The organism is Archangium sp. (genome assembly GCF_057119385.1).
Window position 1 is genome coordinate 1 of sequence record NZ_DBNGVP010000044.1, and the last position, 22,160, is coordinate 22,160.

General features: G+C 68.9%; 21 protein-coding genes. 11 read left to right on the forward strand and 10 right to left on the reverse strand.

Annotated features, from left to right (window positions below):
• On the forward strand, positions 1-267 hold a 267-nt coding region (locus tag AC16DP_RS10255; RefSeq protein ID WP_483956692.1), incomplete at its 5' end, for a hypothetical protein.
• Between the two features lie 183 nt (positions 268-450).
• Here the strand turns inward: AC16DP_RS10255 and AC16DP_RS10260 are convergent.
• The gene (locus tag AC16DP_RS10260) at positions 451-726 is read right to left on the reverse strand and encodes a hypothetical protein (protein WP_483956693.1); all 276 of its coding nucleotides are present in this window, start codon (positions 724-726) and stop codon (positions 451-453) included.
• A gap of 562 nt (positions 727-1,288) precedes the next feature.
• A complete protein-coding gene (locus AC16DP_RS10265) occupies positions 1,289-1,732 on the reverse strand; it encodes a hypothetical protein (protein ID WP_329728145.1) in 444 nt (147 codons plus the stop codon).
• Between the two features lie 337 nt (positions 1,733-2,069).
• Between AC16DP_RS10265 and AC16DP_RS10270 the strand changes: the two genes are divergently transcribed.
• The 3 genes from AC16DP_RS10270 to AC16DP_RS10280 all read left to right on the forward strand — a co-directional run bounded on the left by AC16DP_RS10270 (position 2,070) and on the right by AC16DP_RS10280 (position 4,167).
• Entirely contained in the window at positions 2,070-2,618 is a 549-nt protein-coding gene (locus AC16DP_RS10270) for a hypothetical protein (RefSeq protein WP_329728144.1), read from the forward strand.
• 2 nt (positions 2,619-2,620) lie between these two features.
• Positions 2,621-3,097: an SMI1/KNR4 family protein gene (locus tag AC16DP_RS10275; protein WP_329728143.1), complete on the forward strand. Its 477-nt coding sequence runs from the start codon at positions 2,621-2,623 to the stop codon at positions 3,095-3,097.
• A 170-nt stretch (positions 3,098-3,267) separates the two neighbouring features.
• Positions 3,268-4,167, forward strand: coding sequence for an SEC-C metal-binding domain-containing protein (locus tag AC16DP_RS10280; protein ID WP_329728142.1), 900 nt, complete (start codon positions 3,268-3,270; stop codon positions 4,165-4,167).
• 28 nt (positions 4,168-4,195) lie between these two features.
• On the opposite strand, the gene AC16DP_RS10285 is transcribed toward AC16DP_RS10280, so the two are convergent.
• From AC16DP_RS10285 to AC16DP_RS10295, 3 genes are all read right to left on the reverse strand, one after another.
• Positions 4,196-4,483 (reverse strand): hypothetical protein, encoded by a 288-nt coding sequence (locus AC16DP_RS10285; RefSeq protein ID WP_329728141.1) that lies wholly within the window; start codon positions 4,481-4,483, stop codon positions 4,196-4,198.
• Between the two features lie 535 nt (positions 4,484-5,018).
• Positions 5,019-6,086, reverse strand: coding sequence for a hypothetical protein (locus tag AC16DP_RS10290; RefSeq protein WP_329728140.1), 1,068 nt, complete (start codon positions 6,084-6,086; stop codon positions 5,019-5,021).
• A gap of 98 nt (positions 6,087-6,184) precedes the next feature.
• On the reverse strand, positions 6,185-6,970 hold the full coding sequence (locus AC16DP_RS10295) for a YidH family protein (protein WP_329728139.1): 786 nt from the start codon (positions 6,968-6,970) through the stop codon (positions 6,185-6,187).
• A gap of 194 nt (positions 6,971-7,164) precedes the next feature.
• On the opposite strand from AC16DP_RS10295, the gene AC16DP_RS10300 reads away from it, so the two are divergent.
• On the forward strand, positions 7,165-8,442 hold the full coding sequence (locus AC16DP_RS10300) for a hypothetical protein (protein WP_329728138.1): 1,278 nt from the start codon (positions 7,165-7,167) through the stop codon (positions 8,440-8,442).
• Positions 8,443-8,479: 37 nt separating this feature from the next.
• On the opposite strand, the gene AC16DP_RS10305 is transcribed toward AC16DP_RS10300, so the two are convergent.
• From AC16DP_RS10305 to AC16DP_RS10315, 3 genes are all read right to left on the reverse strand, one after another.
• Positions 8,480-11,269: a protein kinase domain-containing protein gene (locus tag AC16DP_RS10305; protein WP_329728137.1), complete on the reverse strand. Its 2,790-nt coding sequence runs from the start codon at positions 11,267-11,269 to the stop codon at positions 8,480-8,482.
• On the reverse strand, positions 11,266-11,883 hold the full coding sequence (locus tag AC16DP_RS10310; protein WP_329728136.1) for an RNA polymerase sigma factor: 618 nt from the start codon (positions 11,881-11,883) through the stop codon (positions 11,266-11,268). The genes AC16DP_RS10305 and AC16DP_RS10310 overlap by 4 nt, the downstream gene beginning before the upstream one ends.
• A gap of 70 nt (positions 11,884-11,953) precedes the next feature.
• On the reverse strand, positions 11,954-13,801 hold the full coding sequence (locus tag AC16DP_RS10315; protein ID WP_329728135.1) for a right-handed parallel beta-helix repeat-containing protein: 1,848 nt from the start codon (positions 13,799-13,801) through the stop codon (positions 11,954-11,956).
• A 548-nt stretch (positions 13,802-14,349) separates the two neighbouring features.
• Between AC16DP_RS10315 and AC16DP_RS10320 the strand changes: the two genes are divergently transcribed.
• The 5 genes from AC16DP_RS10320 (at position 14,350) to AC16DP_RS10340 (ending at position 18,808) form a co-directional block, all read left to right on the forward strand.
• Positions 14,350-15,789, forward strand: a complete 1,440-nt coding sequence (locus AC16DP_RS10320; RefSeq protein ID WP_329728134.1) for a methyl-accepting chemotaxis protein — start codon at positions 14,350-14,352, stop codon at positions 15,787-15,789.
• Between the two features lie 54 nt (positions 15,790-15,843).
• Positions 15,844-16,227 (forward strand): hypothetical protein, encoded by a 384-nt coding sequence (locus AC16DP_RS10325; protein WP_329728133.1) that lies wholly within the window; start codon positions 15,844-15,846, stop codon positions 16,225-16,227.
• A gap of 31 nt (positions 16,228-16,258) precedes the next feature.
• Entirely contained in the window at positions 16,259-16,864 is a 606-nt protein-coding gene (locus AC16DP_RS10330; RefSeq protein ID WP_329728132.1) for a class I SAM-dependent methyltransferase, read from the forward strand.
• Between the two features lie 148 nt (positions 16,865-17,012).
• Positions 17,013-18,101 carry a M35 family metalloendopeptidase gene (locus tag AC16DP_RS10335; protein ID WP_329728131.1) on the forward strand — a complete coding sequence of 363 codons (1,089 nt, stop codon included), beginning with the start codon at positions 17,013-17,015 and terminating at the stop codon, positions 18,099-18,101.
• A gap of 98 nt (positions 18,102-18,199) precedes the next feature.
• A complete protein-coding gene (locus AC16DP_RS10340) occupies positions 18,200-18,808 on the forward strand; it encodes a protease (RefSeq protein ID WP_329728130.1) in 609 nt (202 codons plus the stop codon).
• A 59-nt stretch (positions 18,809-18,867) separates the two neighbouring features.
• Here the strand turns inward: AC16DP_RS10340 and AC16DP_RS10345 are convergent, their stop codons facing one another.
• Positions 18,868-19,440 (reverse strand): hypothetical protein, encoded by a 573-nt coding sequence (locus AC16DP_RS10345; protein ID WP_329728129.1) that lies wholly within the window; start codon positions 19,438-19,440, stop codon positions 18,868-18,870.
• Positions 19,441-19,721: 281 nt separating this feature from the next.
• On the opposite strand from AC16DP_RS10345, the gene tesB reads away from it, so the two are divergent.
• Positions 19,722-20,591, forward strand: a complete 870-nt coding sequence (tesB, locus tag AC16DP_RS10350) for an acyl-CoA thioesterase II (RefSeq protein WP_329728128.1) — start codon at positions 19,722-19,724, stop codon at positions 20,589-20,591.
• Between the two features lie 5 nt (positions 20,592-20,596).
• Here the strand turns inward: tesB and AC16DP_RS10355 are convergent, their stop codons facing one another.
• Complete coding sequence (locus AC16DP_RS10355; protein ID WP_329728127.1) at positions 20,597-21,868, reverse strand: MFS transporter; 1,272 nt, start codon at positions 21,866-21,868, stop codon at positions 20,597-20,599.
• Positions 21,869-22,160: the final 292 nt, after the last annotated feature.

Genomic DNA, 22,160 nt, shown 5'->3' on the forward strand with positions numbered 1-22,160 from the left:
AAGTGGGCCCACCCGCGCACGCTCCGGCGCTGGTGGTTCAACTTCCCGGCCGACCTCTACCTCACCGACCGGGCCTTGTTCGTCGTCCTCCACCCTCGGTGGTTTCGCTCCTGGTGGGAGCAGAAGGTCGAGCACCTCAACGCCAAGAAGGTGCGCATCCCCTGGATGAACGACCGCCTCGTCCTCTACTCGCTCGACGCCCCGCTTCCAGAAAGCGCGGAACCGTCAAGTGCTCCCTCGACGGCCCCATCGGACGTTCGGTGCTAGGGCTATCGAGATCGGGTGAACCCCCCCACCCCAGGGGGACAGTGGTTCCCTTGTCTCGGGTCCAATCCGCAAGGCCCCGGTTTTCATCGAGGACCCCCCCGGGCATGGGGGCAACTCGAATTTTTGGGGCTTACCTGGGCGGGGCTCCTCCTGGCCCGAACTCCCACCCAGGTGAATCCCAGCTTACTTCTTGCGCTTACTCCTCGGACTCCGCTGCTTGATCTCCTGCGGCAGCTCCACGCGCTTCATGTAGACCTCCGCGTCAATGCCACCGGGTTTGAGCGGTGTATGGTGGACAAGAACGACCTCGTAATCGAGGGCGCTGCCATTCTTGTCTTGCCCCATGTCGACGAACTCCCCCTCGGATGGGACGCGGGTGAATTTGAACTTTCGGCCGATGCGCTGGAAATCAGCCACGCTTCCAGGCTTCGGGTCGATGAACAACGTCACAGTAGCCATTACGTTCTTCTTTCTCTCCCTCTACGGAGGCAATGCACCGACGACACGTCGGTGTTGCACTCGCATAGATCCGCGAGGGGGAGCCGTCGAGGTGCTTATCGCCCGCCCCCAGGGCAATAACGATGTTGCGTCTTCTCTCAGCACGTGTATCGGCCCTTTCCATGACGGTACCCAGTGCTCACCCACCACTTCCTCGCGCAACGAGGGGTACGGGCGTCCCTGACACTTAAAAATCTCGAGGACTACCGGGAGAAGTGACCGGGGACTTCCGGCGGTGGAGTTGCACCGGAGCTGGTGCCCGACAACCCGGCCCCCGCCACACCACCCGGACGAGACCGGGAACACCCCGGTGGGTGCTGGTGCAGCTTGGACGGTGCCTATCTTCTCGGGCTTCTTCACCGCCCCTGGCGCATCACTTCCCGCAGGTGCTCGGCCAGCCCGAGCAGGATGGCCATTGCTACCCGGCGAGTGAGTGGTGAGGTGGCCAGCTTCTTCATGGCGCCCATCATCGTTTTCACCTCCCTTCCCCTGGAACTACAGGCACGACACGGGCAGCAGACCGTCAGCCCTGCTCCCCGGTAGGTGGTGGTTGCTCCCCCGGCGTGCCGGGCTGGACGGGAGAGCTTTCCTCCAACGGACGGGTTGGCTCCGTTCCCGCTACTGGACGGGGTTGCGCGGTCTCCTTCGTCTCGGATGGAGACGGCTTCGACGCTCCGCTCCAGTCCCAGGGCCGCAGAACCACGTCTTCCCTGTCCGCGTACTCCCCGCCGGTGACGTTGTGCGACGTCAACAGGTGCGCCGGGTTCTCCTCGCCCCGGAGCACACGGCCGAGCTGATGCAGCCTGTTCTCCACCAGCAGAAGGATGGCGCTGATGATGACGGGTGCACTGTGTGTCCGCTCCGGGTCGGGCACCGCGCCCATGGCGACGCTGTCCGCGATCCAGTGGGCGCCCTCGATGGCGTAACGAATTTCCCCCAGCTCAGCGGAGAGGCTGATGTTTTCCATCTGGATTCCTCCTCGGGTGGATTGGATGAAGACGCACTGGCCGACCAGCCAGGACGTCAGCGGGAATGCCCGCCAAGGTTCTTATGCCGAAGCGCGGACGCTCTTGATGATCCCGACGAATGGCGCCGCCGAGAGCGGTGAGCGCCGGGAGTTGTCAGCCCCATCGAGTACTTCCTCGGCCCAGCTAACATTAGGGGGGGCCATCACCACGGGGAGTCCGATGAAGCTGGGCTGGACGGCGGTACTGCTAATGCTCCTCGCGGGGTGCGGATCCATCAACGAAGCGAGCGGTTCCCTCGGGACCAGACCCACGCCATCACCCGGTGCCAAGCCCGCCGTGAAGAAGGAACTGCCGTGGCTGGTGGTGCCGGGCGGGCAGATGAAGACGACCCTCTTCTATGGCCCTTGGCAGTGTCGCCGGGAATTCTTGAACCAGTGCCAGAGGGAGTGTGCCGGTGAGGGCTACCCGCTCATGGGCTGCATATGGCTGGCCGATCTCAAGTTCGACTGGAAGGGACGCCTCGTCCTCTTGCCCGTGGACGTTGAGGCCGGTAGCCGCTACGGCATCTACCACTGCTGCTGCAAGTTCCCCACGCGGACGAAGGCGGAGAACGAGGTTGCGCGCCAGGAGTGGAAGAACGCGATGAAGTCCTACCGAAAGAGCTGGAGTGAACGGTTCGGGGAATGGCCATCGGTGGATGGCGTGTCATGGCCGGGGCACCACATCCGGGACCTCTGGCACGGCGGCAACCCGGTGGAGCCCAACAACGTCTTCCCCGCGCAGCCGGGCGTTCACGACCTGTACAACAGGGCGTATCCCGCGTGCTACGACGGCCAGCCGCCCTGGAATACCGTGGGACCTGACCTGCCCTACACGGACAACTGACGATGACCACGCCCATGAGCAGCCTGCTCGAAGAGGTCTCCCGCGACCACTTCCCGTATCCACCCGCTACGCCCGAAAAGATCGCGGAGTTCGAGCAGCGGGTGGGCTGGAGGCTGGACCCGGACCTCCGGGCCTTCTACCTGCACTGCAACGGGGCGGAGCTGATTGAACGGTTGCCGGACACCCCCTACCGCATCCTTCCTCTGTCCAAGATCGTCCGGGCACGGGTGGCCATCTACGGTGAGGATGACGACAAATGGGGTCCCGCGTCGATGTACACCCTCTGTGACGTACAGGACGGGGATTACGTCCTGGTAGACGTGAGCCGCCAGGAGAATGGCCGCTACCCCCTCATGGACGGCTACCATGAGGCGTGGCCGAACCCGGAATACTGCGGGCCAGTCGCCAACTCTTTCTCGAAGTTCTTGGAGGCGGCGATCCGTTCTCGACGCCCCGTGTACTGGTTGGAGAAGAAGTGATTCAACGCGCTCGGGACTCCGCCTTGGGCGGCATTGGCCCCAGCCTCTTCTCCTCCTTCTCCTTCGCTCGGAAGAACATGGCCACTGCACCCGAGAAATGGCAGGCTGGGCTCAATCAGAAACAGCGCAAAGCCAAAACGTCTAATCAAAACGGCCCCAGAGGATGCGTCATGGCGAAGATCGGAGAGAATGACCCATGTCACTGCGGGAGCGGCAAGAAGAGGAAGAAGTGCCATGGGGACATTGCCGCCGCTCCGCCTAGCGTGCCGCTGGACGTGCGGGCGGAGGCTCGGCGCTTTCTGAACCAGCCTGGAATAAAGCCGGGCTGTTACGATGCGCCGGAGTTCCTCGCTCTTGAACAGAGGGACCCAGGAGTTGCTGAGGAATACGCGTGGCACGTCCTGACTCGTGCGCGGACGCCCGAGGAAGATGAGCGCACGCGGCGCATCGTCTCCCGGCTCCAAGCGGCCATCGAGGGGCGCTGCACCCCGGAGGAATTGCTGGGCCAGTGTGTTAATACCTCCTCCGCGATCTCGCGGATGCTTGACGCGGAGGGAATTTGGTCCTTCGTAGTGCGGGGCTCGACGAAGACCGAGTTCGATGCGTCCCTAGGCATAGAGGCGCAGTACTTCTGGAGCCGCAACAAAGACCGCGACTTCACAGGCGGCTACGCCGGGCACGCTTGGGTCGTTGCGCCCCCGTTCGTCGTCATCGACTTCACGGCGGCGCACCAGCGCTGGAGCGATGGAGGGGGTCGGCACGTCCCGGCGGGCGCAGTACTTCAAGAGTTCGCAAGCGCGCGGTTCGTCAGACCACATCTCGATCTCGTCCATCCCCTCCCGCACGAGCGTCCGAGCGACCACGCGATGATCCATCCCAAGCTTCAGGACTTCTGGGCGCGGCTAAAGCCGGTCGAGATCAAGTGCGGTTCGATCCTGCGAGTCTACCAGCCCGATGGCATCGGGCTCTTGGATGCTCCACTTGAGGGCCTTAAACGTCCTTCGTTCGGCGGCCTTTCTCCGCTGGAGTTCTACCGGCAGGCCATCGCAGGGGGTGGTACCGACGCCTAATGGCAGGATCCGCGTTCACATCTTGGGTCTATCGGTGCTCCCCAGGGTAGGCCGTGAAGTGGACCTCCGCACCGTCCTGAGTTTCCTCAATGCTGTCGATGAAGATGCAGATTTCAGTGTCGCTGGGGAGGCTCTGGACGCGCCGGAGCAGCGCGGGATCCTTCGAGGCGGCATCCATCAGGGCGGTCGTGAACGGTTGTTGTACCCGGCTTGGGTAGAGTGTCAGCACGGCCCGAACTGCGTCTGGTTGCCCCACCTCGCGAAAACGACCTTTCACGAGCGGATTAACGTTCGGCCTCACCTCGATGATTCGCATTCGTGCCCTCCATGACCGCGTCCTTCCAGGACGCTGAAGACTACTCCGCGCGGACGACACGCACAGGAAGAAACAGGAGGGTGCTTGTGGGGCGGGGGCAGTAGTGTGGCGCAGGCGGCTTGGGCAGGCGGTATCGAGCGGGTAGCAGGCGAGCGCGTCCTTCAAGACGCAGCCCTCCCGTGGCGAACCGCCGAGCAGGGGTGCTCATCATAAGGGGCAGAACTTCCCGCAGCAGAGCGCTTGGGGGTTACAGCGACCTGCGCCAGCCCAGGGTTCAGGGACCCACAGCGACATTGGCCCCGTCTCCAGAATGTCTCCAAGGCTGGAGGGGACTCCGGGGGACAGGTGGGACCGCCGGGGACTGGCCCGTGGATTTGAAGTGCCCGAATTTACTCGCGATTCCTCGAAAGGCGTGTGCCGTCGCGGGTTTAGGACACCCCTCGTCCACGGGTTCAAGTCCCGTACTCCTCGCCATGGAAACCCTTAGGGGTTGCTGGGCTCTTGTTTTTCATCTCGATGGAGCTGTGAACCAGGCTCAGTCGCCGCCGAAGAAGATGCGGCCCAGGCCCTCGCCCAGCGCGTTGCCGAACTGGCCGACGACGCCGTACTTGCCCGACGCCGCATCCTCCACGAAGCGCTCGCGGGAGTTGGGGTCTCCCAGCGTGGTGATGGCGTTGCCCGCCGCATTGCCCGCCTGCAGGAAGATGCCGTAGTCGCCGCTCTGGGACTTGCGGGCCAGCTCCTCCAGGCCCTTGGTATCGCCCGTGATGCCGGCCTCCGCCAGGGTCACCGCCGTGCCGACGACGCCGTTGAGCGCGTTGGAGATGTGCTGGCCCGTCACGGCGTCCACCGCGCCAATGCCCGCCAGGCCCGGCCCCTTGCCGAACAGGTAGTTGGTGACGCCCGCCAGCACCCCATCCACGATCTTCCCCGCCTGCGTCTGGGCCGGGCTGTTGGCCGCCACGCTGAAGCCGTTGGTGGCCGCGCCGGCCGCCGTCAGCGAGTCGCCAATCACGCCCAGCGCCTTGGACTGCTTGGACAGGTTGGCCAGCTTGGACTTGTTGGCGGCCAGGAAGTCGTCCATCCGCCGCAGCGAGGTGTCGAAAGGCTTCAGCGCCTTGGCCTTGCTTTGCGTGGCGATCTGCAGCTGCTTCTGCAGCCGGCCCATCAGCTGCGGGTCCTTCTTGACCGCGGGGTTGTTGAGCAGGTTCTTGGTCTGCTGGATGGTCTTGTCGTACCCGCGCTCCACCAACTCACGGCCGACGGCGAGGTGGGCGCGGTTGTTGAGCGCCGTGTTCACGCCCTGCTGGGTGTTCTGCAGCTTGGCGCCGATGTTGAGCTTCTTGTCCAGGCCGTACAGCAGGGAGCCGGCGGCTCCGCCCCAGGTGTTGACGGTGCTGCTCAACTCCGCGGCCTGCTCCAGCGGGGTCTTCTTCTCGGCGCCGCCCGCCCGGGCATCCGCCACCTCGAACCGGCTCTCTCCGGAGAAGCCCACCTCGTGCGGCTTCGCTTGCGGCTCGGGTGTGACGACCTTGGGGGTCGGAGACTCCGTGGGGCGGGTAGGGACAGCAGTCCCCGAACGGCCAACGCTCGAAATGCTCATGACGGCCTCTGTGCTTCGTCTGAGGGTGGAGATGGAACCTGTTCAGTTCAACACCCTCCAGTGTGGCAGCGCGGCGTCAGCGCAGCGTCAGCGCAGCGTCAGCGCACGGGGATGCCTTCAAGACGAGGGCTTCCGCCTGCCCCGGGGCTTCCCCCATCGAACGAGGAGCCGGCCGCCGGCGGGGCCTCCGCGGGCCGTGGCGGCGAGGCCTTGCCGGGCCGCACCAGTCCCACGCCGAAGCCCAGGGCCATCACGGCGGCGCCGATCGTCAGAATCGGCAGGACGCGGCGCTCCCGGAGGGGCCCACCGCCCGGCACGGTCTCCTCCGGCTCGCCCCGCAGCGCCCGCTGGAAGGGGCGGAGCATGGCCTCGAATCCGAACGCCCACAGGCTGAACAGGGAGGTGATGAAGAGCATCCCGAGCAGGTTCGGAATCCACGTCCCGCCATCGGGGAGGCTGGTCAACCGGGGACCCCAGACGGCGAAGGCCACCCCATAGCCCCCCGCGGCCAGGGCCGTGGACAGCGCCCACTTGTCTCGCATACGCCAGGGCCGCCCGGGACCGGCCACGCGCGCGAGCAGCAGATGCACGCCGTAGAGGACCAGCGACACCTTGCCCCAGACCTCCTTCCACTCGCCGATACCGCCATGCCCGGTCTCGTCCACGCCGCCCAACAACTCGTAGAGCCAGAGCAGGCGTTGTCCCACCTGCGTCAAGAGCTCCTGCTGCATCTCCTCCATGAGGCCGATGCTCACGAGCATGAACCAGCCGAAGTGGCCCGCCAACGCGAACACCTCCTGGGTGCTGGCCAGCAAGCCCAGGCCATGCGCCAACAGCGTGCGCACCAGGCGTTCCAACGGATGGCGAGGGGAGGGTTGCTTCATCGACACCATGTTCTCCCTGGGTCCCGGGCAGCCAGCACCCGCGGCCCGGAATCCGTAACCCAGGTGGACGTCGTCATCAACGGAGGGCGCGGTTCGAGCACCGTTCGCCCCTCGTGGGCACATCCGCCCTGTCACATCGTTCCATGCCTGTCTCTACATCCCGGAACCTCATCCGTACGAGAAAGGAGCTGGGAGTGATTGAAGTCATTCGAGGACGAGCGGGGGCGGCGGTGCTCGCGCTCGCGCTGGCCACCGCGGGGTGTGGAGCCGGGCCGGAGACGGCTTCCCCCTCAACCCAGACCCTCCATTCTTCCCTCGCCCCCGGAGTGGACCCCTTCGATCCGGCGGTCTTCAACTGGCAGTTCTACCTGCAGGCCAACGCGGACCTGATGGTCGCCTACATCTGGGACGAGCAGGGAGCGCGCAGCCACTGGTTGAGCAACGGTATCGCCGAGTGCCGCCGGGCCCACCCCACCTTCCACACCCAGCAGTACCTGCAGCTCAACCCGGACGTGAGCGCCGCCTACCAGGGCAGCTGCGTGGGCGCCCTGGAGCACTATCTGCGCAACGGCCGCAACGAGGGCCGGCAGACCTTCTACCAGGGCCATTTCGGCGGGCGCTACACGGTGAGCAACGGCGTGCTCACGCTCGGGGCCTCCACCCGCACGGCGGGCGCGGTGGACAGCCTGTACGTCAATGGCGTCGAGCTCATCGACTCCTTCGACCATGGGCGGCAAATCCAGACGGCCCTCCAGGCGTCCCGCCCTGGCGCGTTCGACTACAGGGACGGACTGCCCGGCGAGTGCTACAACCCCACCGAGGCCGGCGGTGCGTATGACGGCTTCGGCATCAACTCGACAAGCCAGCTCCTGGCGGCCGCCGTCGGCCCCAACACCTATTCCTCCCAGACGCAGATGGCCTTCTGGCTGGCGCCAGGAACCGACTCGACGGTGGCGCCCTGTGGTGGCGCGCAGAACACCACCCGGCTGTCGAACTATGTCCTCCACAAGCAGTTCACCCTCGGCGCCGCGGGGGATCCCCGCCTCATCCGCCACGACGTGACGCTCCATCTTCCCGAGTACGTGGAGCAGGCGAACATCGAGGCCTCCACGGGCTACTTCGACAGCTCGCTCGATGTCCTCTACAGCATGGAGCCGGGCACCTGCACCCTGTCCTTCATCGGCTACAACCGGGAGTACAGACACGGGAGCTCGAGGGCGCTGATCGCCACCCGGTCGGATGGAACGGTGGCCATGGGCGTCTGGGGCACGGGCCAGCCGGCCGAGTACTACGGCAGCAATGATCTCGACGTCCTCACCCCGGACATCCGGCGCACGGGCAAATGGGCCGTCGTCTACCAGAAGCGAGACATGGCGGTGGGGCCCCACGCCTTCCGCGTCTACATCGCCGCGGGCACGCTGTCGCAGGTGCACCACTCCCTGTGCGACATCACCCGCTCGCCCAATCCGTAGCCCTCCGCGCGCCGGCGGAAGTGTCCCCCCGGAGGCGTCAGGGCGCCTCCAGGTCCACCAGCCACACATCGTTGTCCAGCTCCAGGGTGGACCAGGCCAGGTGGCGGCCATCGGGTGAGGCCGCCACGTAGCGGAAGTAGGTGGAGGGCGAGGAGAGCAGCTCCGTGGTGTGGCCCCGCTCGTCCTGGTGGTGGAGGGCGAAGCGGCTCGTCCCGTCGCAGGCGCTGGTGAAGAACAGCCCGCGCCCATCCGCCGCCCACGCGAGGCTGGTGGGCCCCTGGCAGCCCTCGGCGCCGATGTGCCAGCCCACGGGTTGTCCGTCCAGGCTCCGCACCTCGGCGGGCTGTCCGGGCCGGGGCTCCGCGTGGGCGATGCGCAGCCCGTCGGGGGACACGTCCCACTGGGCGCCCAGGGGGACGCGCGTCTCCTCCAGGCGGAAGAGCTCGCGCTGGCGTCCCGTCTCCGGCTCCAACGCGAAGAAGGTGGTGCCCTGTCCCCGCTGCGTGGCGAGGACGCACGGGGTGGGCGCGGAGCGCGCGTGCGCCGGGCTGACACACCGCGCCGCGGCCTCCATGGGCGGGGGGGCGAAAGGTGGACGCGCGGCGGGCTCCTCCAGCCCGAGCAGTCTCCGCGGGCCCGGGGCCCCGGGGGCCTGGTACAGCAGGCTCGGGGGCCGCGCGGGCTCGGGCGGCACGCGCCAGTACAGCAGTCCCCCGTCCGGGGTGGCCCGCGCATGGGTCACCCAGGCCTCCGGCTCCGAGAGCTTCAGGGGCGGGCCATCCTCCAGCGGGTGTCCCGTCAGGGAGTAGGCCCCCTGGAGGTTGGTGGTGACCCAGACATACGCCCCGTCGGCGGACCAGCCCGCGAGCCGCTCGCTGCGCTGCGAGCGGGAGAGCTTCCGCGCCGCGCCCAGGCGGGGCCCCGGCTCGAGCGGTGCCACGAAGGTGCGGTAGTGGAGCCGGCTGCGGTTGAAGGCGAGCCGCCCCGAGCGCGCGGAGACGCTGGGGGCGGAGAGCACCGAGCCACTCCAGAAGGTGCGCTGGCGCAGCGGCCCGAGCGGCTCGCCGGAGCCGGAGAGGGGCAGCTCCCACAGGTTGGAGCCCTCCTCGTCCGTGCCCACGTCCGCCAGGGACATCCACAGCCGGCCCGGCAACCAGACGAAGGCACCCACTCCACCGGGGAGGCCCAGGCGCCAGTCCCTCAGCACCACGCGCTCGGGCCCTCCCTCCACGGGGAGGATCACCAGCGCATGGGCCCCGCCCGGCTCGTCCCACCGCAGGTAGGCCAGGAACGCGCCGTCCGGCGAGAAACACAGGGGGGCGGTGGAGTGGGTGGAGCTCCCGGGGGACACGCGCCGGGGCCGCGTGCCATCCGCGCGGGCCACCCAGACGGCCCCGTGCGCCAGGTAGGCGAGGTGGCGGCCCGTGGGGGAGTCCACCGCGTCACTCCCCTCGGGCAGCAGCCGCCGCCAGGTGCCCGAGGGCGGGGAGAGACGCCACACGCTCTGGTTCCCACGCCGTGCATCCACGAGGGTGGTGAGCAGCCCCTGCTCCGTGCTCCAGGAGAGCTGACGGATCCGCAGGCCGGCCGGGGGCTCCAGACGGGCGAAGGGCTCCTCCGCATCCACCCGCTGCAACGACAGGGTGCCCCGCCGCTCCACGTAGGCCAGGGTGTCGCCGTCCGGCCCCAGCGTCACGTCCTGGATCCAGGCGTCCGGCTCGAAGGCCGTCACCCGCCGGGCCTGGAGCGAGGCGGGCGGGGGCGGCTCGGCGCGAGGCCAGGAGCGCCAGGCGCCCAGGAGCGCCACGCCCGTCACCACCGCGGCCAGCGGCCAGGGCCAGCGGCGCGCGGGGGGAGACACGGGCCAGGTGGCTCGCAGCGCCGAGGCCAGCTCCCCCGCGTGGGGGAAGCGGGCCGCGGGGGCGCTCCACAGGCAGCGCTCCACCACCCGCGCGAGGGGAGGGCTCGTGGCCGCCGCGAGCGAGGCCCGGGCCGCGGGGGACAGGGCGTGCGCTCCAGGGGCGGCGGGCCTCCCTCCCTCCGGCGGCCGGCCGGTGAGCAGCTCGTACAGCACCAGCCCGAAGGAGAAGACATCCGAGGGGGGACCGGCCGGCTCGCCCCGCCGCTGCTCCGGGGACATATAGGGCGGGGTGCCCGCCACGGTGCCGGGAAGCTCCTCCCCGGGGCCGTGCTCGTCACCGGCGGGCCCATGGACGAAGCGGGCCAGGCCGAAGTCCAGCAGCTTCACCTGCCCATCCGGCCGCACCAGGACGTTGGCGGGCTTGAGATCCCGGTGCACCACGCCGGCGGCATGCGCGGCCGCCAGCGCCTCGGCCACCTGCTGCGCCAGCGCTCGCGCCTCCTCGAGGGGCGGCCGGCGCCGGGAGAGCACCCCCGAGAGCGGCTCGCCCTCCACCAGCTCCATGGTGAGGAAGGCCCACCCGTCCACCTCCTCGACGGAGTACACGGTGGCGATGCACGGGTGGTGGACGGAGGCGGCGGCCCGGGCCTCGTGCAGCAGCCGGGCCCGCCAGGCCGAGTCCCGGAGCGACAGCAGCTTGAGGGCCACGGTGCGGCGCAGGCGCGTATCCCGCGCCCGGTACACCACGCCCATGCCGCCCCGGCCCAGCGGCGCCTCCACCTCGTAGTGGCCGATCCGGTCCCCCGCGCGCAACGCGAGCGCCTCGGGGGTGAGGATGTCGGGCGCGTGGGCCAGCAGGGCCAGCAGCGGGTCGGCCTCGTGCGAGTCGGCCTCGTGCGAGTCGGCCTCCGGCCGTGAGCTGGAGGTGGGCGCGCTGGAGGCGGAGTCGTCGTCCGGTGGGCTCATTCTCGCGGGGGTGGGGCGGGCGTCATCCGGGCCCGCAGCCGCTCCTTGAGGCGCTGGAAGCGCTTGCGCACCGCGGCGGCGGCGCGCTCGGGCTCCTCCGCCTCGGGCAGGAGCACGCGAGCGATGTCCACCCACTCCATCCGCCGGTCGATGCGCAGGGTGAGGAGCATCTGCTCCTCGGTGGACAGCAAGGCGCGAAGCTCGCGCACACGCTCCTGCGGGTCTCCGCGCAGGTGGCTGACGGTGGACTGGCGCACCTCGGCCGCCACGTTGAGCACCTCGGAGTTCAGCGGCTCGCTGGCGCGCAGGGGCTGGCGCGAGGCGCGGGTGCCGAAGCGCAGGCAGGCGTGGCGGGCGATGACATAGGTCCACGTCCTCAGCGAGCAGCGCCACTGGAAGCTGGCCAGCCCCCTCCAGAGCGCCTCGCAGAAGACGGAGAAGACCTCCTCGGCGTCCGCGCGGTCGCCCAGCGCGGTACACAGGAAGCCGAGCACTTCCGGTCCATGGGCGCGGATGGTGAGCGTGGCGGCCTCACTCACCTCTCCAGCCCGGCACAGAGCCTGGACACGCGCTTCGATGTCGGCTCGCGCGTGGTCCATCCGCATGCTGCTCATGCTCTGTTCATGCCAGCTTTCCCCGGCCCGTGCCAGGGGACGGGCGGGCGCTCTTGTGTATCCCCTGTTCCTACACCCGCCCGGGCCGCGCTAGGGACACGCGAGCTCGATGGGGGGCGAGATCGCGCTCATCGCGTTCTCGGACAGGAAATCCGGATGCGATTGAGTGCCGCGCAGGCGCAGGAAGAGCTGCCCGGTGCAAGGGGAGGGCGAGGAGCGCGAGCTCGTACTGGCAGCGCAGCGCGGTGGTGTTCGGCAACGGGGAGCACGCCGTGTCCTGGTTCATCGGGTGGTTGGCGACGATGAGCGCGCCTTGCACGCCGCCGAGCGAGCCATCCAGATCCTTCACCGCGGAGTTCAGCAGCGAGTCCTGCCACACCGGCCCGAGGACACCGGCCGCCGGATCCAGGGCGATTCGCTGGGAGGGCTCGGGCGAGAAGGTGAGGCCCCTCACCGTGTTGACGTAGCGCATGGCCCCGCCCACCGAATAGAAGGGCACCGGCGTGACGTCCCAGGTGCCGTGGAAGACGCGCTGCGACGGGAAGCCCGCGAAGTGGATGTTGCGCAGATCGAACGGACCGTCATACAGCCGCACGCCCTGGAACAAGTTTCCCGCCCAGCCTCCGTGGCTCACGTGGAAGTCGAGGTCCGCGCTCGAGTGGTTGGCGCTGAAGCCCACGACGAGCGAGTCCGAGACGATCTGGTTGTAGGCGAAGAACAGGGAGTTGCCGTTGTCGGCGGCGATGAGCTCGCGGAGCGTCATCGTCGCGCCGCGCGTATAGATGCCGGTCAGCTTGTTCTTGAAGACGGCCAGCCGGTCCATGACGGGAATGGCCCCGGTGGGATTGGTCGCTCCGCGGTGGTGGTAGTGCGAGGCGACGATGTGCCGGTCCCGGTCGTTGAGAGGGTTGCCCACCAGCGCTCCATCGGGCGCGCCGTCCCACGTCATTCCCACATCCGAGCTGTGCGCGACGTTGTCCGAGAAGAGCGTGGTGCTCAGCTCGGCGGGAGCCAGCGTCGTGGCCCCGGCGGGCGCCGGGCCCTCCGGGAAGAAGCAGCCGCTCTCCGTACACGCCAGCCTCTGGCTGAACGACATCCAGAACCCGGTGCCCTCCGAGCCGGAGGCCACGTTCCCGCGGACGATGTTCCGCGGGTTGGAAATCCAGAAGGCGCCTGGCGGAGAGAAGCGCGTGAGGTCCACCCCCGCCGACATGTACTCGGAGGCCAGGAGCGCCTTTTCCACGGGGACGCGCTTGGAGAGCAGCGTCAGGTTGTCGATGAGCTGGTTGTCCACCTCGTTCCCGTCCTCCAGGAAGAAGCCGTGGCCGAAGTGGTTGAAGCAGACGTTGTTCTGCACCAGGGCCTCGTGCGTCCCGTGCACGGTCACACAGCGCTGGTAGGAGTTGCGGATGCTCGAGTTGCGGATGAACTGCCCCGGCACCGCGCCCGCCATGTGCCAGTGGAAGGGGTAGCGTCCCATCTTCCCCATCTGCCCCATGCGCACCAGCTCGATGCCGTCCAGGTAGGCGAAGGCCGAGCGCATGGCCATGACGTGGCCGCCGAAGGCGGCGGCATCGAGCTCGGCCTCGGAGCCGTCGGGCTCGATGCGGATGTTGCGGCTCAGGTTGGCCACCTCGGCGCGCTCATCCAGCGTCCACGCGCGTGAGCCATTGGAGTAGGTCTGCGTCACGCCGTGGTGGTTGTAGGAGAAGGGACGGTCCACCTGGATCGTCCTGCCGTCGGGGGAGATGGCGGTGATGAGGCGCTCCTCGGCCTCGGCGAAGTTGTAGCTGCTGGGGCCCAGGACGATGCGGTCGCCGGCGGCCCAGTCCGGGGCGGCCGAGGAGAGCACCAGGGTGCTGGAGCCCTGGGGGAGGGTGCCGTTGATTCGCTGCCAGCCCTTCTTCCGCTCACCCACGCTAGGGCCGGAAAAAATAAATCCCCCCTGTCACATCCTTCCCAGCCTGTCTCTACCTCGCGGCCATTGTCAGACAAGGAGTCCGTGATCCAGATGCAAGCGTATGCGTGGAAGAGCCCCCAGCCGCCGAGCCGCTCTCCTGCCCGACGGACACCTTCCGGCGCCCCTCCGGTGGGATGGCCCCTCTGGGCTACCGGGCCGGCGCCGGGTGGTGCTCGGGCATTCGGGGGCTCGGACTGGCGAGCCCCGGCGCCGGGGCTGCTGGGCCAGGGCGCCCGCTCGGGTGGGACTGCCGGAGACGCCTCCGTGGGCTCCAAGTGCCCGGATTCACTCGGGATTTCCGTACTCCTCGCCCAGGGAAGAGGGCCCGGAGCCGCGAGCCGGTTCCAGGCCCTTCGTCTTTTCCCACCCGGCGCGCCGAAATCCCGCGATTGAACTAGACTCGGGGCGCGCTGCCGCGGGGCCTCCGTTCCCCCCCGGCCGAGGAGAACGAGACGATGTTTTCGAGATGGACAGTGGGGCGGCAGTTCCTCGTGGGTTTGCTCCTGATGTCGACGTTGATCGGGGGCTTCATCGTCCTGACGCGCAAGGGCACCCAGATGGTGATGGACGCCGCGGAGCTCGTGATGCAGAGCCACGAGTCGCTCACCCACATCGAGCGCGCCTTCTCCCTGGTGAAGGACGCGGACGTGGGCCACCGCGACTACATCCTCACCGGCAACGAGGCCGCCCTCGACTTCTACCGCCAGGCCCAGGGCAGCGTGTCCAAGGAGCTCGAGCGGCTGCGCCAGTTGCTGTCCGGCGACGCCGAGCGGCTGCGGCTCCTGGAGTCGGTCTCGGCCGCCCTGGAGCAGAAGCTGAACAGCGTGCGTGGCAACGTCGAGGTGCGCCGCGCCCAGGGGATGGACGTCGCCCTGGCCCGCCTCAACTCTGGTGAGAGCGCGCGGCTGATGGACAACCTCCGCACCGCCGTCTCGGAGCTGCGCCAGCACGAGGAGCAGCTGCTCGCGGCGCGCGAGACGAAGCAGCACGATGAGCTGCGGGGTCTCGACAAGTTCTACTGGATCGACGGCATCGGGCTCCTGGTCATCTGTATGGCCATCGCCACGGTCATCGGCAGGAGCCTGGAGCGCCGGCTGTCCACCGCCATCGCGCAGGTGCAGGGCTCCTCGGCCGATCTCCACTCGGCGGCCTCGCAGCAGGTCAGCGGCGCGCGCGAGCAGGCCTCGGCCACCACGGAGATCTCCACCACCGTCAAGGAGCTGCTGTCCACCTCGCGGCAGATCGCCGGCAGCGCCCAGCAGGTGGCCCGCGTGGCGGATGACACGGCCGGCGCCGCCCGCACCGGCAACGACACGGTGCTGCGCGCCCAGGAGGCCATCGACGTGGTGAGCCGCCAGGTGGACTCCATCGTCAATCACATGCTGGAGCTGGGCAAGCGCTCGCAGGAGATTGGCGGCATCCTGGACATCATCAACGAGCTGGCCGAGCAGACGAACATCCTCGCCATCAACGCCACCATCGAGAGCGCCGGGGCGGGCGAGCACGGCAAGCGCTTCGCCGTGGTGGCCGATGAGATCCGCAAGCTGGCGGACCGCGTCGGTGGAGCCACCAAGGACATCCGCGTGCTCATCGACGAGATCCGCGCCGCCTCCAACACCACCATCATGGCCACCGAGGACGGCTCCAAGGCGGTGCAGAGCAGCGCGAAGCAGTTCGGCGAGGTGGCCGGCAACTTCCGGCGCATCGCCGAGCTGGTGCGCGCCAACCTGGACGTGGCGCGGGAGATCGAGCTGAGCACCCAGCAGCAGACGACGGCGGTGGAGCAGGTGAACACCGCCATCCTCGAGGTGGCCCAGACGGCGCGTCAGGCCGAGTCCACCTCCGCGCAGACGCTGCAGACGGCCAACCAGCTCTCCCAGCTGTCCAAGCAGCTCAGCGCCATCCTCGACGCGAGCGCCGCCGCCGCCGCCGCTTCCTCCTCCTGAGTCCGGGAAGAATCCCGTACCCGCGGGGGAGGGCTTGTGTTCACCTCCCCCGTCATGACCGTGTCGCGACTCGCCGGGGGCTCCCGGCTGCTGTGGGTGTGGGTCCCGTGTCTCCTGGGCCTCTCCTGTGTGTCGGCCCGCTCCGAGCCGGTGCCCGCCGCCGCTTCCGTGGACGCGGGCCCGGGCTCGCCGGACGCGGGCCTGGCGCCGGTGGACGCGGGCCTCCGCTGTGTGCCCCTCACCTGTCTGAAGGCCCGGGCCCGGTGTGGTGTCATCTCCGATGGGTGTGGCGGCTCGGTGGACTGTGGGCAGTGCTCCCAGCCCTGCGCGCCGGAGGAGATGAACTGCTGCGGCATCTGCATTCCCCGATCCGAGGGCCGCTGTCCCGACAACATCCACTGCCGTCCCCTCGCCCCTCCCGTGGAAGCGGAGCAGTGAGCGTGGAAGACTGCGCCGTGGAGGTGACTCGGTGAACCCTGACGTTCGAGAGATCTACGACGATCTCGGCCAGAAATACGATGTGTGGACCCTGCTGCCGGACCGCCTCTTCCTGGACCGGTGGCGGCGCGAGCTGCTCGCGAATGCCCGGGGAGAGGTGCTCGAGGTGGCCGTCGGCACGGGCAAGAACCTGCCCTTCTACCCCGAGGCGTGCCGGGTGACGGGCCTGGACTTCTCGCGCGCCATGCTCGACGAGGCCTCGCGCCGGGCCCGGGCGCTGAATCGCCCCTTCGAGCCCCGCGAAGGCGATGTCACGGCGTTGCCCTTCGCCGATGCGAGCTTCGACACGGTGACGTGCACGCTCGCCGTCTGCACCTTCACGGAGCCGCTCGCCGCGCTGCGCGAGATGCGCCGGGTGTGCCGTCCCGGCGGCTCCGTGCTGTTGCTGGAGCACGTGCTCCCCAGGGATCGGCCCCTGGCCCGGGTCGCCCAGGCCCTCGCCCCCCTCACGCGCAAGGCGGTGGGCTGCAACCCCGACCGGGACACCCTGGCGCTCCTGCGCGAGGCGGGGCTGTACGTCGACTCCGTTCGCGGCCGCGCCCGCGACATCATCCTCGCCGTGGTCGCCCGGCCCTGAGGGGGATGGTTTGTGCGTCAATCAAATCGCGTGAATAAATATTACGGCGAGTAATCTCACATAGACGACATTCCTGACTCTGGTATAAGAACGGATTAACCGGGTTAGCCCTGGAGCTAACGGTTCTGTCAGACAAAGGAGTCACTGCGTGAGCAAGAGCGTTCGTGGTTTCAAGTGGCTGGTGGGGGGAATCGTCGGAGTGTCCATGCTGGGCGCGTGCGGCGCACCGGAGGAGCTCGGTACGGCCTCGGAGCAGAGCGCGCAGGCCACCGGCGAGGTGGCGGTGAGCCTGTCGGTGAGCAAGGCCACGCTGAGCGCCCGCGAGGACGTGTCGGTGACGGTCACGCTGACCAACGTCTCGTCCCAGCCCGTGCAGCTGCTCAAGTTCTACGTCCCGGACAGCCGCCTGAAGGAGGGTCTGTTCGAGGTGACGCGCAATGGCGAGCCCGTGGAGTACATCGGTCCGCACATCAAGCGCGCGGCCCCCACCGCCCAGGACTACATCACCCTGGCCCCCGGCGAGAGCATCTCGGGCTCGGCCCCCGTCTCCGGCATGTATGACCTGACCGAGACCGGCGCCTACACCATCCGTTACGCCGCGCGCTCGCTGGATCAGCACAGCGCGGTGATCACCAAGGCGGCGCAGCTCGACTCCAACCTGGTGAGCCTGTGGATCGAGGGCCGCGCCAGTGAGCTCGAGTCGCAGGGCACGGTGTCCGCCCAGGGCCTGTCGTACTCCGGCGCCTGCACCAGCACCGAGCAGTCGTCGATCTCCTCGGCGCTGAGCTATGCCCGCACGTACGCCAACAACGCGTCCACCTACCTCAACGGCATCTCCTCGGGCACCACGCGCTACACCACGTGGTTCGGCGCGTACTCCAGCACCAACCTGAGCACGGCGCGCAGCCACTTCACCAACATCAAGAACGCGCTGGCCAACGCGGCGATCGTGGTCGACTGCAGCTGCAACGACAGCTACTACGCCTACGTGTACCCGTCCTCGCCGTACAAGATCTACGTGTGCAACGCCTTCTGGAGCGCCCCCACCACGGGCACGGACTCCAAGGCCGGCACGCTGGTCCACGAGATGAGCCACTTCAACGTGGTGGCCGCCACGGATGACTGGGCCTACGGCCAGAGCGCGGCCAAGAACCTCGCGATCTCCAGCCCCACCAAGGCGCTGGACAACGCGGACAGCCACGAGTACTTCGCCGAGAACACCCCCGCGCTGCCGTAATCGGAGAGCGTGAGGTGAAGCAGGACGAGACGGGAGCGGCGACGCTCCCGTTTTTCTTTTTCCCGCAGTCGTCTTTCCCGGAGGAGAGCATCCGTCCCATGACTCGTGGATATGGCCGTTGGGTCGCGCTGTGCTGTCTGACGTTGAGCGCGGGCGCGTGTGCGCCGCGCAAGGAGACCGTGGAACCGAAGCCGGCCCCCGTGCCGGAGCAACCGGCCCCGGCCCCGCAGGCGGCTCCCGAGCCGCAGAAGGAGAACCCGGCGATGGCGGCGTCCCTGGACTGTGTGGTGAGCGTGCCCGCCAGCGTGCGCGCGGGCGAGCCGGTGCAGCTGCGCTTCCAGCTCACCAACCGCACGGCGCAACCGCTGTCCGTGCTCAAGTGGCGTACGCCGCTCGAGGGGTTGATGGGCAAGGACTTCGAGGTGACCCGCGATGGCACCGAGGTCGCCTACCTGGGGCGCATGGTGAAGCGGGGCAACCCGTCGGCGGATGCGTACGTGACGATCGCGCCCGGCGCCTCCGTGGACGCCCAGGTCGATCTCTCGCAGGCCTACGAGATGAAGCAGCCGGGGCGCTACCGCATCGCGTTCAACGGCGAGCTGATGGACGTGGTGGAGAAGCAGGCGGAGGTGCCGCGTTCGCTGGAGCAGCTCCAGTCCCGCCCGGTGTCCTGCCCCGCGGTGGAGACGACGATCACCGCTCCCTGAGCCGTGCGCTTCGAGCAGTACCCTGGAAGCACCCTCGCGCGAGCCGTGCCGCGGGGGTGCTACCGGGAGACGGCGCTGACGAGCGACGGGGAGGGCGCTGCGAGGGCCCGGCTGATGGCCCGGCTGATGGCCCCGGCGGCCTCGGGGAACGGTCCGCGCGCGAGCTCCCGGCCGCGGGGCCCCAGCGCCTGGACGAGCACCTGGCGGAAGCCCTTCTCCAGCCCCAGCGCGCTGTGGGGCGCCCCGGTGGTGTCGGCCACCATGTAGAGCGACTGCTCCAGATCGGCGGGCGGCTGCTGGCCCTGCGAGAGGAACATCGCGCGGACCTTCTCGAGCGACTCGCCGTGGATCTTCCGGATCTCCCGGCTGGCGGCGCCCTTGAAGAAGCCGGGGATGCCGCGCAGGTCCACGCGCACCACCACGATGGGGTGCTGGCGGCGCAGGTCATACGCGAAGCGCAGGGCGTGCTCGCGCAGCACGTCCCGCGTGTCCCGGTTGGCGTAGAGCACCACCGCCGGCCGCCCCTGTCCGAGCGGCACTTCCCGGCCGAACACGTCCTCGAGCTCCGAGGCGTGGGCGGGGAGGGCTCCGAACAGCCCCATCAAGCAGGCGGCAACCACCAGGATTCGCATGGGCAAAGGTTTCCTCCGGGGTATGGGGACGGGCTGCTCCACCGTCCCTCGCCGCCGGGGCGCATGGACGACAGTGTACGGGCCCACCCTGACGGTCCTCGCCCAACAGCAGCGGGCTTCCGCTTCTGCCCACCCCGGCCCTCGGGGGGCTCCTGGCCGCCCGTCCACCCGGGAGCCGGGCCCTTCCCACTGGCCAAGCCCCGCCGTTTCCTCCATGGTACGGAGCCGTACCAGCCCGGGAGCCGAGCGCCTCGGGGCCATGTGGAGACGAAGGAGAAGGGATGAGTCGCGTTCTGGATGAACTGTTGGCGCTGCTCAAGCTGGAGCCCATCGAGGAGAACCTGTTCCGGGGGGCGAGCCAGGACCTGGGCTACCGGCAGCTCTTCGGCGGGCAGGTGATCGGCCAGGCGCTGTCGGCGGCCAGCCAGACGGTGATGCCCGAGCGCCACGTGCACTCGGTGCACGGCTACTTCCTGCGCCCCGGGGATGCCAGCCTGCCGGTCGTCTACACGGTGGATCGCGTGCGCGACGGCGGCAGCTTCACCACCCGCCGCGTGGTGGCCATCCAGAAGGGCGAGTCCATCTTCACCATGATGGCCTCCTTCCAGGGGGACGAGCCCGGCTACGAGCACCAGGCGAAGATGCCCGAGGTGCCCGGACCGGAGGGGCTGGCCTCGGACATCGAGCTGCTGCGCCGCCGGGCCGGCCTCATCCCCGAGCGCGTGCGGGAGAAGTTCCTGTGCGAGAAGCCGATCGAGATCCGTCCGGTGACGCTCTTCGATCCATTCGAGCCCCAGGTGAGCGAGCCGGTGAAGTACGTGTGGTTCCGCGCCGACGGCGTGCTGCCGGAGGATCCGCAGGTGCACAAGTACGTGCTCGCCTACGCCTCGGACTTCAACCTCATCACCACGACACTGCAGCCGCATGGCGCCAGCTTCATGCAGCGCAACATGCAGATGGCGAGCCTGGACCACTCGCTGTGGTTCCACGGCAACCTGCGCGTGAACGACTGGCTCCTGTACGCCATGGACAGTCCGTGGGCGGGCAACTCGCGGGGCCTGGCGCGCGGGCACATCTTCACCCGCGAGGGCCGGCTGGTGGCGTCCGTGGCCCAGGAAGGGCTCATCCGCGTCCGCCAGGACAAGCGCTGAACGGCTCAGCCTCCGGGGGCGGTGTGGCCGCTGCCTGAGCCGGAGGTGGGCTCGGAGCGGGTGGGGCGGTCGGCCAGTGCGACGAGCACCTCGTGGACCGCGGCCAGCAGCACCGCGACGCCGAGGATCAACGGAGCGATGGCCGCGAGCCCGAGCCGCTCGCCGACGAGGCCCGCGGCGCTCGGGAGGACCGCGACGCCCAGGGTGGCCGCGCTCACCTGGAAGCCGACCGCGTGCGCGGCGGCATCCGCGCCCACCCGCCGGGGCGTCTCGGACATGAGGGCCGGGAAGATGGGTGCCAGGGAGAAGCCGAGCACCGCCAGCCCGAGGACGGCGGGGATCGCCGGGATCGCGACGAGGAGCGCGCCCAGGATGGCCCCCGCCGTGCCGAGCCGCAGGAGCCGCACGGCGCCCACCCGCTCGACGACGAAGCCGAGCACGATGCGTCCGGCGAGCAGACCCGCCCAGTACAGGCTGACCCACGTGCCGGCCACCGCGGTGCCGAGCCCGCGCGCTTCGGTGAGGACGGTGTAGCTCCACTGTCCCGCGGTGACCTCGACGCCGGAGTAGAGGAAGAAGATGGCGATCTGCAGCCAGACGCGGGGACGGCGCAGCGTGGCCCACGCGGTGACGGTGGGGGAGGTGGCGTCCACGGGGGCCGGGGCCTCGGCCGTGGGAGGGCTCGAGCCCGGCCCGGCGTCCCACTGCCGGCGCATCCCGGTGAAGGCCACCGCGAGCAGCGCGAGCACCCCGCCGATGACGGCATAACCGGCCCGCCACCCCGCGCCGCGCGTGAGGAGCGCCGTCATGAGCACCGGTCCGAGCGCGGCCCCGGTGCTGTAGGCGGCGTGCAGCCAGGTCATGTGGCGCGCCCCGAAGTGGTGGGCGGCGTACGTATTGAGCCCGGCATCCACCGCGCCCGACCCGAACCCGACCACACAGGCCGCGGCGATGAAGAGGGCGAAGGCGGGAGAGGCCGCGTAGCCGGCGACCCCGGTGGCGGCGAGCGCGGTGCTGGCGGCCAGGAGGGTGCCGATGCCCGCGGTGCGCATGAACCGCCCCGCGAACAGGCCCGAGGTGAAGTACGCCGAGGCGGCCATGGCGAGCACCGCGCCGAGTGCCACCTGCGGGAGCGTGAAGGCCTCGCGGATGGACGGCCAGGCGACGCCGAGCACCGCATCCGGCAGCCCCAGGCTGACGAAGGCCAGGTACGACAGGGCCAGGAGCGCCGGGCGGGGTGCTGCCGGGGTGGAGGCGGACTCGGGCGGACGGCTCATGGGCGCGCCTTCCTCGAGGTTCGCGGATGCTCGCCGTGGATCATGCCATGCCTACATTTCGGCATATCTCGTGCGTCCGACCGCGCAGTGGGTCGGATATCGTGCCTACATTTCGCGACATGTGTGGCCTTTGTCGGGGTTGTAATGCCTACATTTCGCGACCTATGCATACCACTGGGCCGGATGTCGTGCCTACATTTCCATGCATGTAGGTCCTGGGTGCCAAATGGAAATACATTAAATATTGGCATTTATGTCTGATATTGACAATAAATGCTTGCATTTGATTTGA